Below are 14,422 nucleotides of genomic sequence, written 5' to 3' on the forward strand. Positions count from 1 at the left end.
TCGCCGGCCGGCAGCCCGATCTGCCCGCGCCGGCTGATCCGCATGAGCTAGCGAGCACCTCCCTATGGCGCGTTCCGCCCTTCTCAACGTCATGGTCAGCGCGGCGATCAAGGCCGGCAAGTCCCTCTCGCGCGATTTCAACGAGGTCGAGAACCTGCAGGTCTCCCGCAAGGGCCCGGCCGATTTCGTCTCCAAGGCCGACCTTCGGGCCGAGCAGATCGTTTTTGACGAATTGCGCAAGGCCCGCCCCACCTATGCCTTCCTGATGGAAGAAGGCGGCGAGGTTGCCGGCACCGACGGCCAGCATACATGGATCATCGACCCGCTCGACGGCACCACCAATTTCCTCCATGGCATTCCGCTCTTTGCGGTGGCCATTGCCCTGCAGCGCGGCGACGAGATCGTCGCCTCGGTGATCTACAACCCGGTGATGGACGAGCTGTTCACCGCCGAAAAGGGCGGCGGCGCCTGGCTGGCCGACCACAAGCGCCTGCGTGTCGCCAATCGCCGGCATCTGTCCGATGCCGTGGTGTCCACCGGCATCAAGACCCAGGGCACCAGCAACGACACGCTGCAGCTACGCCAGCTCGCAACCGTCAACCCCGCCGTCGCCGGCATCCGCCGCGGTGGCTCGATCTCCATCGACATGGCCTGGCTGGCCGCCGGGCGTCTCGACGCCCTCTGGGAAGCAGGCCTCAAGCCCTGGGACGTGGCGCCGGGCCTGCTGCTGGTCAAGGAAGCCGGCGGGTTGGTGTCGGATTTCGCCGGCCAGCCCGGATCGGTCTGGAATGGCCAGATCGTGGCCGGCAATGAGGCGCTGCAGGGCGCGCTGCTCAAGTCGTTGCGCACGATCCAGTGACGGCCCGGCGCCCCAATCTGGCCGTAGCACAGCGTTAACCTTTTCCATTGTCACGCCTTTCTCCCGCCTCTAGTCTCGGAGGCGGTTGATTTGCGCGTATGAGGGGCAAGGTTCGGCAAAGATGACGCAGACTTACGATCCCTATCACCTCTCCAGCCCGACCGTTTATCTGGTCAAGATCGTCATCTTTCTGGTTCTGGTGGGCTTGGTCGCCGCCATCCTCATCACCAATATCATCACCTTTTTCTGGGCAAATCCGTTCATCAACTCGATGATCTTCTTTGCCCTGTTCGTGGGCATCTTCCTCAGCTTCCGTCAGATTTTCCGGCTGTTTCCGGAGGTCAAATGGGTCAATTCCCTGCAGGATGGAACGGCCACATCCACCCGCCCGCCGGTCTTGCTGGCGCCTGTGGCCGGCATTCTGCGCGAGCGGATCGGCGAGGCCGTCATCACGCCCTCGTCCATGCGCTCCATCCTTGATTCTGTCGGTAACCGGCTCGACGAAGCCAAGGACACTTCGCGCTACCTGACCGGCCTGCTGGTGTTCCTGGGCCTGATGGGCACCTTCTACGGCCTGCTCGAAACCGTGGGCTCGGTCGCCGGCGTGATCAACGCGCTCGACGTGACCTCGGCGGATACGGGCTCGCTCTTTTCCAACCTCAAGGAAGGTCTCGCCGCGCCGCTGGGCGGCATGGGCACCGCCTTCTCGTCCTCCCTGTTCGGCCTTGCCGGCTCGCTGGTCCTGGGCTTTCTCGACCTCCAGACCAGCCAGGCGCAGAACGCCTTCTATACCGATCTCGAAGACTGGATGACTTCCATGACCGAGCTCGACCACCCGGTATCGGCCATGCAGGCCAATGCCGGTGGCCCGGAAATGCAGGCCATGTTCGAAAAGCTCGGCGACAGCATGCAGAACCAGAGTTCCTCGCAGAACGCCATCCGCGCCATGGCCGAGCTGGCGCGCGGCATCGATGGCCTGGTCAAGCATATCCGCACCGAACAGGACGACCTCCGGCGCTACATCACCGAGCAGGGCGAAACCAACAAGAAGCTGCGCGACTTGATCCAGGCCATGCTGGACGAAGCCGACAACGAGCGCCGGGACTGATCCATGCCCGGAGCGCGCGCCCGCCGCAGACAGGAAGCCAATTACTGGCCCGGCTTCGTCGACGCGCTGTCGAGCCTGCTGCTTGTCATCATCTTCATGCTGTCCCTGTTCATGCTGACCCAGTTCTTCCTGGGCCAGGAGATCCAGGGGCGCGACACGGCGCTGGCCCGGCTCAACAGCCAGATTGCCGAATTGACCGACCTGCTGCAGCTCGAACGCGCCAATTCCGACGACCTGACCGCACAATTGGCGACGCTGACCGCGACGCTGGCGGGCGCACAGGCCGAGAACGACAGCCTGGCCAGCCAGCTTGAGGGCATTGGCACCGGGCTGGGCGACCGCGACGCCACCATTGCCGGGCTCGAATCCGATCTGCTCGAGGCCCAGCAGCTTTCCGACGAGGCCAACGCCCAGGTGACGCTGCTGAACCAGCAGCTGGCCGCGCTGCGGACCCAGATCGCCGCTCTTGAATCGGCGCTCGAAGCTTCTGAAAGCCGCGACGCGGAATCGCGCACCCAGATTGCCGATCTCGGCCGCCGCCTCAACCTGGCCCTGGCCCAGCGCGTCCAGGACCTCAGCCGCTATCGTTCGGACTTCTTTGGCCGCCTGCGGCAGATCCTCGAGGACCGCGCCGATGTGCGCGTGGTGGGCGACCGCTTCGTGTTCCAGTCCGAAGTGCTGTTCGATCCCGGCCAGGCCGATATCGACCCGGCCGGCACGCCCGAGCTCGACGCCCTGGCCGACGCCATATTGCAGCTCGAGACCGAAATTCCGCCCGACATCAACTGGGTGCTGCGCATCGACGGCCACACCGATAGCCGCCCCATTTCCAATGCCCGCTTCCCCTCCAACTGGGAACTGTCGGCGGCCCGCGCGATTTCGGTCGCCCAGTATCTCGTCTCCAAGGGGGTCTCGCCCAATCGCCTCGTCGCGGCCGGTTTTGGCGAGTTCACCCCGCTCGACCCGGCCGAGACCGAAGAAGCCTATCGCCGCAACCGCCGCATCGAATTCAAGCTCACCGAAGGGTGATGTCCGACCCGCTTTGCGGGTCAAATTACTCCGGCGGAGCAATTTGAGGACATCACGCCCTGAGCCATGCGAAGGGCCGGGGGCGGCGGCGGGTCACGCCGTCGAAACGCCCCGGTGGAGCGTTTCGAGCCGATCACGGGTCGAGCCGCGCGAGTCCCCGGGATGCCCTCACCAAAGATGAGATCAAAACCGCAATCGCGCAGAAGGACTGCCGCACCAGCAAGCAGCCCCTTAACCTTAACTCACGTCACCGCTCACCTGTTGCTACCCGGCAACGTCACAAAAAAGCCAGGATTCCCGCCACATCCGCGCCCCATTAGGCAAAGATTAACTGTCCCGGCACACCCGGCCTTAAGATTAAGCGCGGTAAATGCTGCCCTTAAGATTTTAGCCTTTCCAGGAGCCGCCCCGTGGTCATCCCCGCCCCCATCAATACCGCAATGCGCGCCGCAGCCATGCTGCTGTTCGTGGTTGCCATTGCTGCCTGTTCGCGCAGCGCCTCCGACAATGTCGGCCTGACCGGCGTGGGCAATGCCGGCGCCGGTGCCCCCGGCAGCCAACAGGAATTCATCGTCACCGTTGGTGACCGCGTCTTCTTCGAGACCGATTCCAGCTCGCTGACCAGCGAAGCCATGGCGACCCTCGACAAGCAGGCGCAGTGGCTCAACCAGTACGCCAATTACCGCATCATGATCGAAGGTCATGCCGACGAACGCGGCACGCGCGAATACAACATCGCGCTCGGCGCCCGTCGCGCCTCGGTGGTGGTGAACTATCTCGTGTCCCGCGGCGTCAATGCCCAGCGCATCACCAGCCAGTCCTTCGGCAAGGAACGTCCCGTGGCCATTTGCAACGACATCTCCTGCTGGAGCCAGAACCGCCGCGCCGTCACCGTGGTTCAGTAAAGTACCGGGCCCCGCCACCCCGGGCCCGGAAAAGATCCAGTGAAAACTGGAGGCAAGAGCGCCCGGAGCCACAAAATGGCCCGGGCGCTTTCTTTTCACCAAAATTGCTCTTTATCGGCAGACCGATAACACCCATCTTGGCCCCGCAACGGCAGCATTGGAGGCAGGCTTGACGCTATCAAATCTCGCAAAACTCGGTCGCGCGGCGCTTTGCGCGCTGGGGGTGGGTCTGTGCGCACCTGCTGTTCAGGCGCAATCGGTGTTCCCGCCCGGGGAACTGAGTGGCCTCACCTTCAACAATAGTGGCGACCGCATCCTGGTGGCACAGGCCGACAGCGCCCAGCTCATGGTGCGTATCCAGCAGCTCGAAGAGCAGATCCGCCTGCTCAACGGCCAGGTTGAGGGCCTCACCTTCCAGCTGACCCAGCTCCAGGAAATCATCAACCGCATGCAGGAAGACAACGAGTTCCGCTTCCAGCAGCTGGAAGGCGGTGCCGGGGGAAAAACTGATGCGGCAACCCAACCGGGCGGCGCGACGCAGCCCGAGGCGTTGCCGCAGGACCCGGCCCAGACGGAACAGGACGTGCCCATGACCGACATTCCCGAACAGGGCGTGCAACCCCTGCCCGGCGAAGTCGAGTTCGACCCCACCTTTGACGATGGCTCGATGCCCATGGACGATCTGGGACAGTCGGGCGACCCGCTGGTGGGCACCGGCCAGGCCGGCGGCATTGACCTGATCACCGGCCAGCCGCTCGATCTCAGCTATGACCCGGCTGCGGCCGCCACCGGCAATCCGGACGCGGACGCGCAATACCAGGCCGCCTATGAGGCATTGGTCGCCGGCAATTACGAATTTGCCGAAGACCAGTTCAGCCAGTTCGTCGCGCTCTATCCCGACAACGCCCAGGTGATGGACGCCAGCAACTGGCTGGGGGAAACCCTGTTGGCCCGTGGCGCCTATGCCGAGGCTGCCGACGTGCTGGTCGATGCCTACCAGAAGAATCCCGATCATCCCCGCGCACCGGACCTGCTGCTCAAGCTGGGCGTATCGCTGGCCGGCGTCGGCGAGCGGGAAACCGCATGCCGCACCTTCGCCGAGATCGATGTGCGCTATCCCGACACCATTCCCGCCTTCAAGACCCGGCTTGCCGAGGAAAAGGCCAAGGCCGAATGTCCACCGGCCTGACCCCCGACCTGGGGGACCCGGCCATCCTGACGCGGCTGTTCCTGCCAGCCGCGTCCGAACCGGTCGTGGGCCTTGCGGTCTCAGGTGGGCCCGACAGCCTGGCCCTTCTGCTTCTGGCCCGGCGCTGGGCCGCGCAACTGGCCAGCCCGCCGCGCCTGATTGTCTATAGCCTCGATCATGGCCTGCGCCCCGAAGCCGCTTCAGAAGTGTCCATGGTTCTCGAGATTGCCGCCCGGTTCGGCCTTGAGGCACGTGATCTCGCCTGGACGGGCGACAAGCCGGAAGCCGGGCTGCAGGAGGCGGCGCGTCAGGCCCGTTACCGCCTCATCGGCGCGGCCATGGCTGAGGACGGCGCGCGACTGCTGCTGACCGCCCATCATCGCGGTGACCAGGCCGAAACCGTGCTGATGCGGCTCGCCCATGGCAGTGGCGTCGAGGGGCTGAAGGCGATGACTCCCTTGAGCCGGGTGGAAGGCGTCGATGTATTTCGCCCCCTTCTGGACGTCGATCCCACAAGCCTTGCCGCGGTGGTAGCCGAAGCCGGCCTCGCGCCGGCCCACGACCCCTCCAATGACGATCCCGCCTATGAGCGGGTGCGCTGGCGCCGTCTGCTGCCCGCTTTGGCGGAACAGGGTCTCGATAGCGCGGCACTGGCCCGCTTTGCCGCGCGCATGGGCGAGGCCGACACGGCGCTGGCGCAGATGGCGGACGCGGCCTTTGCCGAATGGGTGACCCTGGACGGCTTTGGCGCTGCCAGCCTGCCCTTTGCCAGCTTTCGCGCCATCAGCCCGGCCATCGGCCGCCGGGTGCTCGGACGCGTGCTCAATATTGTGGGCGGCCGCCAGAAGCCGCGTGCCCTCGGCCAGGTCGAGCGCCTCTATGACCAGCTCATGGAGGGCGGCCTGCAGCGCGCCGCGACGCTGCTCGGGGCCGTGGTGCGACGCAAGGGCGAATGGCTGACCGTGTCACGCGAACCGGGGCGCGCCCTGCCCGAGGCCATCAGCCTGGCGCCGCACCGGGGCCTGGTCTGGGACCAGCGCTTTCTCATCACCAATGTCTCGGACGACGCCGGCTTGACCGCCGGACCCACCGACTTCATGCCGCGCCATCGGCTCGAGGATTTCCTCGGCTTCAAGGTGACGACGCCGGCCGAGGCGATCCGCACTGCGCCTCTGGTGCGCGATGCCGAAGGCGGCGTGCTGGCGCTGGGCGGTTGGTCGTTCGACGAGCGCGTGACGGTGGAACTGCTGATCGACTGAGCGTCTGGCCTCAGATCTGGTGCACTTCACCGGCGGCGACCACCGGGCCGGTCGGCTTGCCCTCGGGCGCCCCGCCCTTGGGTTCGAGCGTGATGGCAAGAACCGAGCCTTCGCCCCAGCCCTGCCGCACCTGCTCGGACAATTCCACCACCGAGCGCGCATTGACCGGAATGACACCCATCGAAATGGGGTCGCCCCCACCCTGGATGGCCCAGAGTTCGAGGTCGCGATCGGTGGCCACGTCCCCGGACAGGGCCGTCAGCCGCACCGCCCCTGCCCCGTCATAGAGCGCCAGGAACCGCACATCGCTGCCTTCCGCTTCGAGCGCCGCCACCAGCTGGGTGGTCAGGCTCGTCACGCTCGGCGCCGGCTGCATCAGGTTCAGGCCGATGGCAGCAACCGCCACGGCCAATGCCCCGGCCGCAAGGCCGCGCCACAGGGCCAGGCTGTCCCACCAGGACGATTTCGTTTGGGGCCCGAACAGGCGCTCTTCCACTCGGGCGAGCACATGGGCGGGCGCCGCCACCTCGGCAAAGTCGCCATCGAGTGCGGCGAACCGCGCCGACCAAAAGTCGTGCTCAGCCTGCAGCGCCGGATCGGCCTCGATCATCCGGGCCACACGCGCATGCTCTGCCGGGCCCAGCAGACCCAGGACATATTCGGCAACCAGCGCACCGCGCCCGCCGTCGTCCATCTTGCTCCGGGTCTCGTTCATGCCGTCAGACACTCTCTCAGTTTGATCAGGCTGCGCCGCAACCAGGTCCGCATCGTATTGATCGGTACCGCGAAGCGCTGTGCCAATTCCTCATAACTATAACCATCGAGATAGGCACCGCGTACTGCTTCGGCGCGATCCGGCTCCAGCTGCGCCAGGCAGGCCTCGATCCTTTCCCCGTCCTCGCTGGCCTGGGTCAGCCGCTCCGGATCCGGGCCGGCATCGGCAATGTCGAGCGCGGCATCGAGATCATCGCCCGCCGGGCGTCGCGCCCGCACCATGTCCAGGGCATGATTGCGTGCAATGGCGACAAGCCAGCTGATGGGAGAATACTGCCCCGCGACATAGCGGTCCGCGCGCTGCCAGATCTTGATATAGACCTCCTGTATGGCCTCCTCGGCCTCGGCCCTGTTTCTCAAGATACGCAGCACCACGCCGAAGAGTTTCGCGCTGGTGCGCTGGTAGAGCGTGCGGAATGCCTGGCGGTCCCTGAGGGAACAGCGGGAGATCAGGGTGGCGATGTCGGCGGTCTCGGATTGCATGGTCATAGGCTGGCGTCCCTCCGTCCCCAGGACCGGCTGCGGGTCATCCCATCACAACGTGGCGTGGGGACAACTGGATCACCGCCCTTCAAAAAAGCTGGGCAAGGGCGTTTCATAGCAACCGGAAATGGACTAGACCCTTTTCCCCGAACGAAGGCCTTGCCAGGGAGCCGCAGAGCACCATGACCGATCAAGCCCCCGATACCGACCGGTTCAGCCACGACGCCGGCATCCTCGCCCAGGCCCTGCCCTATATGCAGCGCTATGAGGGCAAGACCGTCGTGGTGAAATATGGCGGCCACGCCATGGGCGACCTCAACCTGGGCCAGGCCTTTGCGCGCGACATCGCGCTATTGAAGCAATCCAAGGTCAACCCGATCGTGGTGCATGGCGGCGGTCCGCAGATCGCCTCCATGCTCAAGAATCTGGGCATCGAATCCAAGTTCGAGGGCGGGCTGCGCGTCACCGATGCGCGCACCATGGAAATCGTCGAGATGGTGCTGGCCGGCTCGATCAACAAGGAAATCGTGGCCCTGATCAATGCCGAGGGCGAATGGGCGATCGGCCTCTGCGGCAAGGACGGCAACATGGTCTTCGCCAGGAAGGCCGAAAAGACCTACAAGGACCCCACCTCCAATATCGAGCGCGTGCTCGACCTGGGCTTTGTGGGCGAGCCGGTCGAGGTCGACCGCACCCTGCTCGATCTCCTGGCGCGCTCCGAGATGATCCCGGTCATCGCCCCGGTGGCGCCGGGCCGCGACGGCAATACCTACAATATCAACGCCGACACCTTTGCCGGCGCCATTGCCGGCTCGCTCGGCGCCAAGCGCCTCCTGTTCCTCACCGACGTGCCGGGCGTGCTCGACAAGAACGGCAAGCTGATGCCGGAACTGACCGTGCGCGAGGCCAAGGCGCTGATTGCCGACGGCACCATTTCGGGCGGCATGATCCCCAAGGTCGAAACATGCCTCGAAGCACTCGACAATGGCGTCGAGGGCGTCGTCATCCTCAACGGCAAGACCCCGCATGTGGTGCTGGTGGAACTGTTCACCGAACACGGCGCCGGCACGCTGATCGTGCGTTGAGCCGGCTGGTTCAGGAGCGTGGCCTGCCGCGCTCCTGCAGCGCCGCCGCCGCCTCGTCCTGCAGCGCCATGGCCGCCTGGACGACCCTATTGACGACCTGCAGCTCATCCATGCTGAACTGCTCGAGCATTGCCGCACCGGCTTCCGCCATCGGCAGATAGACCTCCTGTGCCAGCGCCAGCGCCGCGTGATCGGACGTCACCATCACCTTGCGCCGATCCGCCGGATCGGACTGCCGCCGCACATAGCCCCGCTGCTCCAGCCGATCGAGCAGCGTCGTCACCGCCGCGGGCGTGAGCCGGATTTCCCGCGCAATCACACTCGCCGTCTGTGGTCCCCCCATCAAAAAGCTCAGGCATAGCCGTTCCGAGGGACCCAGCCCGTAGATGCGCCCCACCAGCTCATCGAACTTCTGGGTCTGGTCCTGCCAGCGCATGATCGTCATGCCCAGCTCCGCAATCAGCGCCTGCTTCCCTGTTGACATTTTACTTCGCCAATCTGATTGTTAGATCATCTAATAATAAATCGGATTGCATCAATGTCGTCTTTCGCTCCTTCGCCCGCAAGCCTCAAATCGCAACCGGCCATTGCGATCTGCGGCGGCGGCATAGGCGGTCTGGCCACCGCCCTGGCCTTGCACCAGGCCGGATTTCGGGCCGTTGTGTTTGAAAAGGCCGATGCCGGTCAATTGCGGAGCGAAGGACTGTTTCTGACCCTGGCGCCGAACGGCATCAATGCCCTGCGCGCCCTGGGCCTGGCCGAAACGGTGCTGGCGGCAGGCCTGCAGACCAACGGCCTCGCCATCTACAACGAGCGCGGGCGGCTTCTGACCATTGTCGACTATGCCACTCATGCCCAGAGCTTCGGCGCCGCCTCAGTCACCATTGGCCGCGGCGCGCTGGCCGGCATCCTGCTGGACGCAGCAGTCGCGGCAGGCATGGAAATCCGCCACGGCCACGCCATAGACAAGGCGAGGGAAACAGACGGGGGCGTGGAACTGACTGTCGCTGGCACCATCGAGCACTTCGCTATCGCCCTGGCCTGCGACGGCATTCGCTCGCGCATGCGCCAACACATATTCCCCGACCTTCCCCAGCCCGTCTATTCGGGACAGATCGGCACGGGCGGTATCATCGACATTCCCGACATTGCGCCGACCGACGGGCTGATGCGGATGACGTTCGGACGCAAGGCATTCTTCGGCTACATCAAGGCGCCGGGCCGGCCCGTCCACTGGTTCAACAGCTTTCCCACTAGGCAGGCAAGCGCCGCATCGGTGCAGGATCCAGCGGCCTTTGGCAGTCAGTTGCGCGCCATGCATGCCGATGATCCCCTGGACAACGCCGCCATATTGGCATCGGCAGGCCCCATTGCCCGCAACTATCCGATCTATGACATGCCCGAACTGGCCCGCTGGCATTCGGACCGGGTCTTGTTGATGGGCGACGCGGCCCACGCCGTTGCGCCCCATTCGGGTCAAGGTGCCTCAATGGCCATTGAGGACGCGATCGTCCTGGCCGCCTGCCTTGCAGCGGAGCATAACTCCGTCGAGGCCTTCGCGCGGTTTCAGCGCCTCCGACGCGACCGGGTGGCCAGGGCCATAAGGCTTGGCCGTGCCAGCGGTTCGCAGAAGCTGGCGCAAAACTGGTTTGAACTGAAGCTGCGGGACATGATCCTGCCCATCGTCATGCCCATGGCCGCCCGCATGCAAAGCGCCCTGTTCAGCTTTCGCGTCGATCAGCACCCACTGGCAACACCTCACCAATAGAACAAGGGCCGCCCAATGGGCGGCCCTTCTGTCTGCAACTGGAGCGCTTTCAGAAAAAGTGGACACCACTTTTGCGGTTCGAAAGCGTGACAAAACAAAGAGATAGAGCTCCCGTTCTGATTCAATCAGAACGGGAAACGCTCTAGGCTTCGACCGGCACGGGCGCCACAGGGCGCCCCTGGGGCTGGTTGCCGGCGCCCTTGAAGAAGAAGGCCAGCACCAGCACGAGGCCGAAGACCACCACCTGGTACCACAGCGCCAGCGCTGCGGAATCGGCGAAGGCGGCATGCGGGCCGGCGCCGGTGGCGAAGGAATTGCCCAGATGGGTGAAGAAGATTTCGCCCATCAGCGCAATGCCGAGCGCCCCACCCACCTGCTGGAAGGCCTGCAACGCGCCCGAACCTGCGCCGGCATCGCGCGGCGGCACGCTGCGCAGCACCAGCTGGAAGAGCGACGAGAATCCGAGGCCCAGGCCGATGCCGGCGATCAGCAGCGGCGGCAGGAACCACCAATGGTCGATCGTGTCGGTCACCCCGGCAATGATGAAGTGCAGCCAGGCAATGCCGAAGGTCAGCAGAGCCCCGGCCCCAGCCAGGCGGCTGCGCAGGTAATGCGAGCCGAAGCGGCCGGCAATGAAGGAGGCAATCAGCACGCCAACCGAGAAGGGGGTATTGGTCAGCCCCGATTCGAGCGGCGAGAAGTCGAAACCGGCCTGCAACAGCAGCGAAATCACCATGAACATGCCTGGAATACCCGAGGCAAAGACGGTGACCACGAAGGCGCCGAACATGAAGTCCTTGCTGCGCAGGAGGTCATGGTTGAGCAGCTGCGGCTCCCCGGCGGCGGCGCGGCGGCCCTGCCAGAGGTAGAATGCGCCCAGCATGATGATGCCGAAGGCGATCATGCCGAAGGCCCAGAGCGGCCAGCCATAGGCGCGGCCTTCCACGATGGGAAACACAACCGAGACGATGCCCAGCCCGAACAGTCCGATGCCGACATAGTCGTTCTTGAGGTCGGGATGGCCGGGGAGCCGCGCGATCAGCAGCCAGCCGGCAATGATGGCGGCAATGCCGATGGGCACGTTGACCAGGAAGATGGGCTGCCAGTCGAGCCCGAACAGATGCGCATCGATCAGCACGCCACCCAGGATGGGGCCGCAGACTGAAGCAAGGCCCGCCGACAGACCGAACAGCGAGAACGCCTGGCCGCGTTCCTGCGGCGGGAAGGTGACCGTGGCGATGGCCAGCACCTGCGGCGTCATCATCGCGCCGCCCAGCCCCTGCAGCACGCGGGCTCCGATCAGCAATTCGATGGAAGGCGCCATGCCGCACAGGGCCGAAGCCAGGGTGAAGGCGCCGACGCCCCAGAGGAACATATGCGTGCGCCCCACGATGTCGCCTAGCCGCCCGAAGGGCAAAAGCCCGAGGGCGAATGCCAGCACATAGGCGGCAATCACCCACTCGATCTGGCTGTCGGTCGCGCCAAGGTTTTCGCGCATCGAGGGCAACGCCACATTGACGATGGTGACGTCGATCAGATTCATGAAATTGGCGATCAGGAGGATCGCCAGGGAGAGCCAGCGGCGCGGATCAGGCGGCGCGGCCTCGGCGTGAGCTGCAGACATTGTTAGTCCCCTTTGCTGGCGGGCGCCTTGAAGGCCCGCTCGATTTCTGAAAACGCCGCTTCGATTTCCGAGCGGTCGGGATGCGAGCTGCGCCAGCCGGCCACCGTGCCCAGGAAGATGTGGGCGGCCGCCTGCGGATCGAGGTCGGCACGAAGCGTGCCGTCCCTGACGCCAAGCGCGAAAATGTCGGCGAGCATCTGTCGCCAGTGGCCGGTCATCGGCCGGATAATGGCGGCGATCGAGGGATCGCGACGCGACCGCTCGATGAGTTCGGCCATGATGCTGAGCCGGTCGGGTGCCTCGAACAGGGTTTCGATGACGTCCTCGATTTCCATGCGCAGCAGTTCCAGCCCCGTACGTCCTTCGCGCGGGCGCCGCATGCCCTGGTCGCGAAATTCCTCCTTGAGGCTTTGCGCGACCAGCGCCACCAGGGCTTCCTTGCTCGGCACGTGATAGTGGAGCGTGGCGATATTGATGCCCACACGGGCGGCAATGTCGCGCGTTCGCAAACCTTCAAGGCCTCTTTCGACGATGATCGCCCTGGCGGCCCGCGCAATGGCAAGCCGGCGTTCATCGCCACTCTCTCGTTTTGGGCAATCCACCTGCATGACGCGGACATACACGGCGATCCAGATTTAATCAATCACTTGATTGAGATATTTCAGCTATGCGCGGGCCGCAACATCGGGCCCCTCTCCCTGATCGACCTTGTGGACTGCCAGATTGACAATTGCTGTCAGCAGGCGTCCATCACCCCATGTTCACGCCCACCCTTCGGGAATGCCAATGACCGACTATGTCCGCAAGATCCTGACCTCCTCGGTCTATGAGGTCGCCATACAGACCCCGCTGGAAAAGATGGAACTGCTCTCTGCGCGGCTGGGCCACACCATCCTGGTCAAGCGCGAGGACCTGCAGCCGGTCTTTTCCTTCAAGATCCGTGGCGCCCATAACCGCATCGTGCACCTGTCTGCCGAAGAACGCGCCCGTGGCGTCATCTGTGCCTCCGCCGGCAACCATGCCCAGGGGGTGGCCCTCTCCGCGACGCGTCTGGGCATCAGGGCAGTTGTGGTGATGCCGACCACCACCCCGATCATCAAGGTCAATGCCGTCAAGCGCCTGGGCGGCGAGGTCGTGCTCTTCGGCGATGGCTTCGACGCCGCCCGCGCCCATGCCACAACCCTGGCCGAGCGGCACGGCTATGTCTTCGTGCATCCCTTCGACGACCCCGACGTCATCGCTGGCCAGGGCACGATCGGGCTCGAACTGATGCGCCAGCACCCCGAACCGATCGGCGCTATCTATGTGCCGGTGGGCGGCGGGGGCCTTGCCGCCGGCATTGCCAGCTTCGTGAAATTCCTGCGGCCCGAAATCCGCGTCATCGGGGTCGAGCCGGACGAAGCGGCCAGCATGCAGGCGGCCATCGCGGCCGGCCGGCCCGTACCGCTTGACCGGGTGGGACTGTTTGCCGATGGCGTGGCCGTGCGCCAGGTGGGCGAGGAAACCTTCCGGCTCTGCCGCGACCTGCTCGATGACATCGTGACCGTCACAGCCGACGAAATCTGTGCCGCCATCAAGGACATCTTCGACGACCATCGCGCCATTACCGAACCGGCCGGGGCCCTGGCGCTGGCGGGCCTCAGGCGCGACATCGAAAACGGCAACGCACCCGAGGGAGCGCTGATCGCCATCAATTCGGGCGCCAATGTCAATTTCGACCGGCTACGCTACGTGGCAGAGCGTGCCGAGATCGGCGAGCGTGCGGAGGCGCTGCTGGCCGTGACCATCCCGGAACGTCCCGGCAGCTACCGCGCCTTCATCCGGCTCATCGGCAGCCGCGCCGTCACCGAGTTCAACTATCGCTACGCCCCCGGCTCAAGCGCCCATATCTTTGTGGGCATCAAGCTCTCCGGCGGCGATGCCGAGAAGCATGACATCATTGCCATGCTCGAGGCCAACGACCTTTCGGTGACGGACCTCACCGACAACGAGGTGGCCAAGCTCCATGTCCGGCATATGGTGGGGGGACGGGCCGCCGGCATCAGCGACGAAATGGTGTTCCGCTTCCAGTTTCCCGAGCGCCCGGGCGCCCTGCTGAAATTCCTTGAAGGCCTCAACGATGCCTGGAACATCACCCTGTTCCACTATCGCAATCACGGCGCCGACTATGGCCGGGTGCTGGTCGGCATCGAAGTGCCGGAGCATACCAAGGGCGACTTCTTCGGCCATATCGACGCTATCGGTTTTCCCTATTGGGACGAGACCGACAACCCTGCCTATCGGCAATTTCTCAATTTGGAATAGTCCACCCGCGCAGGCGCGGTGACATTAGGCTGAAA

At 64.8% G+C, this 14,422-nt stretch carries 14 protein-coding genes; 9 read left to right on the plus strand and 5 right to left on the minus strand.

Annotated features, from left to right (window positions below):
• Nucleotides 1–64 precede the first annotated feature (64 nt).
• The 6 genes from K1X15_RS16155 (at nt 65) to tilS (ending at nt 6,349) form a co-directional block, all read left to right on the plus strand.
• Nucleotides 65–859, plus strand: a complete 795-nt coding sequence (locus K1X15_RS16155; protein WP_220304624.1) for an inositol monophosphatase family protein — start codon at nt 65–67, stop codon at nt 857–859.
• Between the two features lie 121 nt (nt 860–980).
• The gene (locus K1X15_RS16160) at nt 981–1,967 is read left to right on the plus strand and encodes a flagellar motor protein MotA (RefSeq protein ID WP_220304625.1); all 987 of its coding nucleotides are present in this window, start codon (nt 981–983) and stop codon (nt 1,965–1,967) included.
• A gap of 3 nt (nt 1,968–1,970) precedes the next feature.
• Nucleotides 1,971–2,996: a peptidoglycan -binding protein gene (locus tag K1X15_RS16165; protein ID WP_220304626.1), complete on the plus strand. Its 1,026-nt coding sequence runs from the start codon at nt 1,971–1,973 to the stop codon at nt 2,994–2,996.
• A gap of 440 nt (nt 2,997–3,436) precedes the next feature.
• Entirely contained in the window at nt 3,437–3,901 is a 465-nt protein-coding gene (gene pal / locus K1X15_RS16170; protein ID WP_220307577.1) for a peptidoglycan-associated lipoprotein Pal, read from the plus strand.
• A 169-nt stretch (nt 3,902–4,070) separates the two neighbouring features.
• The gene (gene ybgF, locus K1X15_RS16175; RefSeq protein WP_220304627.1) at nt 4,071–5,090 is read left to right on the plus strand and encodes a tol-pal system protein YbgF; all 1,020 of its coding nucleotides are present in this window, start codon (nt 4,071–4,073) and stop codon (nt 5,088–5,090) included.
• Nucleotides 5,075–6,349 carry a tRNA lysidine(34) synthetase TilS gene (gene tilS, locus K1X15_RS16180; protein ID WP_220304628.1) on the plus strand — a complete coding sequence of 425 codons (1,275 nt, stop codon included), beginning with the start codon at nt 5,075–5,077 and terminating at the stop codon, nt 6,347–6,349. The genes ybgF and tilS overlap by 16 nt, the downstream gene beginning before the upstream one ends.
• 10 nt (nt 6,350–6,359) lie before the next feature.
• Here tilS and K1X15_RS16185 read toward each other — a convergent pair whose 3' ends face one another.
• Nucleotides 6,360–7,064 carry an anti-sigma factor gene (locus tag K1X15_RS16185; protein WP_220304629.1) on the minus strand — a complete coding sequence of 235 codons (705 nt, stop codon included), beginning with the start codon at nt 7,062–7,064 and terminating at the stop codon, nt 6,360–6,362.
• Entirely contained in the window at nt 7,061–7,612 is a 552-nt protein-coding gene (locus tag K1X15_RS16190) for a sigma-70 family RNA polymerase sigma factor (RefSeq protein ID WP_220304630.1), read from the minus strand. Before K1X15_RS16190 ends, K1X15_RS16185 begins: the two co-directional genes overlap by 4 nt.
• 176 nt (nt 7,613–7,788) lie before the next feature.
• Here K1X15_RS16190 and argB point away from each other — a divergent pair, with 176 nt between their 5' ends.
• Nucleotides 7,789–8,691, plus strand: coding sequence for an acetylglutamate kinase (gene argB, locus K1X15_RS16195; RefSeq protein WP_220304631.1), 903 nt, complete (start codon nt 7,789–7,791; stop codon nt 8,689–8,691).
• 10 nt (nt 8,692–8,701) lie between these two features.
• On the opposite strand, the gene K1X15_RS16200 is transcribed toward argB, so the two are convergent.
• Nucleotides 8,702–9,175 carry a MarR family winged helix-turn-helix transcriptional regulator gene (locus K1X15_RS16200; RefSeq protein WP_240549523.1) on the minus strand — a complete coding sequence of 158 codons (474 nt, stop codon included), beginning with the start codon at nt 9,173–9,175 and terminating at the stop codon, nt 8,702–8,704.
• A 54-nt stretch (nt 9,176–9,229) separates the two neighbouring features.
• On the opposite strand from K1X15_RS16200, the gene K1X15_RS16205 reads away from it, so the two are divergent.
• Nucleotides 9,230–10,459: an FAD-dependent monooxygenase gene (locus K1X15_RS16205; protein ID WP_220304632.1), complete on the plus strand. Its 1,230-nt coding sequence runs from the start codon at nt 9,230–9,232 to the stop codon at nt 10,457–10,459.
• Between the two features lie 142 nt (nt 10,460–10,601).
• Here the strand turns inward: K1X15_RS16205 and K1X15_RS16210 are convergent, their stop codons facing one another.
• Nucleotides 10,602–12,083 carry a DHA2 family efflux MFS transporter permease subunit gene (locus K1X15_RS16210; RefSeq protein WP_220304633.1) on the minus strand — a complete coding sequence of 494 codons (1,482 nt, stop codon included), beginning with the start codon at nt 12,081–12,083 and terminating at the stop codon, nt 10,602–10,604.
• A gap of 2 nt (nt 12,084–12,085) precedes the next feature.
• Nucleotides 12,086–12,691, minus strand: a complete 606-nt coding sequence (locus K1X15_RS16215; RefSeq protein ID WP_276315326.1) for a TetR/AcrR family transcriptional regulator — start codon at nt 12,689–12,691, stop codon at nt 12,086–12,088.
• A 178-nt stretch (nt 12,692–12,869) separates the two neighbouring features.
• Here K1X15_RS16215 and ilvA point away from each other — a divergent pair, with 178 nt between their 5' ends.
• On the plus strand, nt 12,870–14,387 hold the full coding sequence (ilvA, locus tag K1X15_RS16220; protein ID WP_220304635.1) for a threonine ammonia-lyase, biosynthetic: 1,518 nt from the start codon (nt 12,870–12,872) through the stop codon (nt 14,385–14,387).
• Nucleotides 14,388–14,422: the final 35 nt, after the last annotated feature.

This window comes from Devosia salina, from assembly GCF_019504385.1.
Classification (GTDB): Bacteria; Pseudomonadota; Alphaproteobacteria; order Rhizobiales; family Devosiaceae; genus Devosia; species Devosia salina.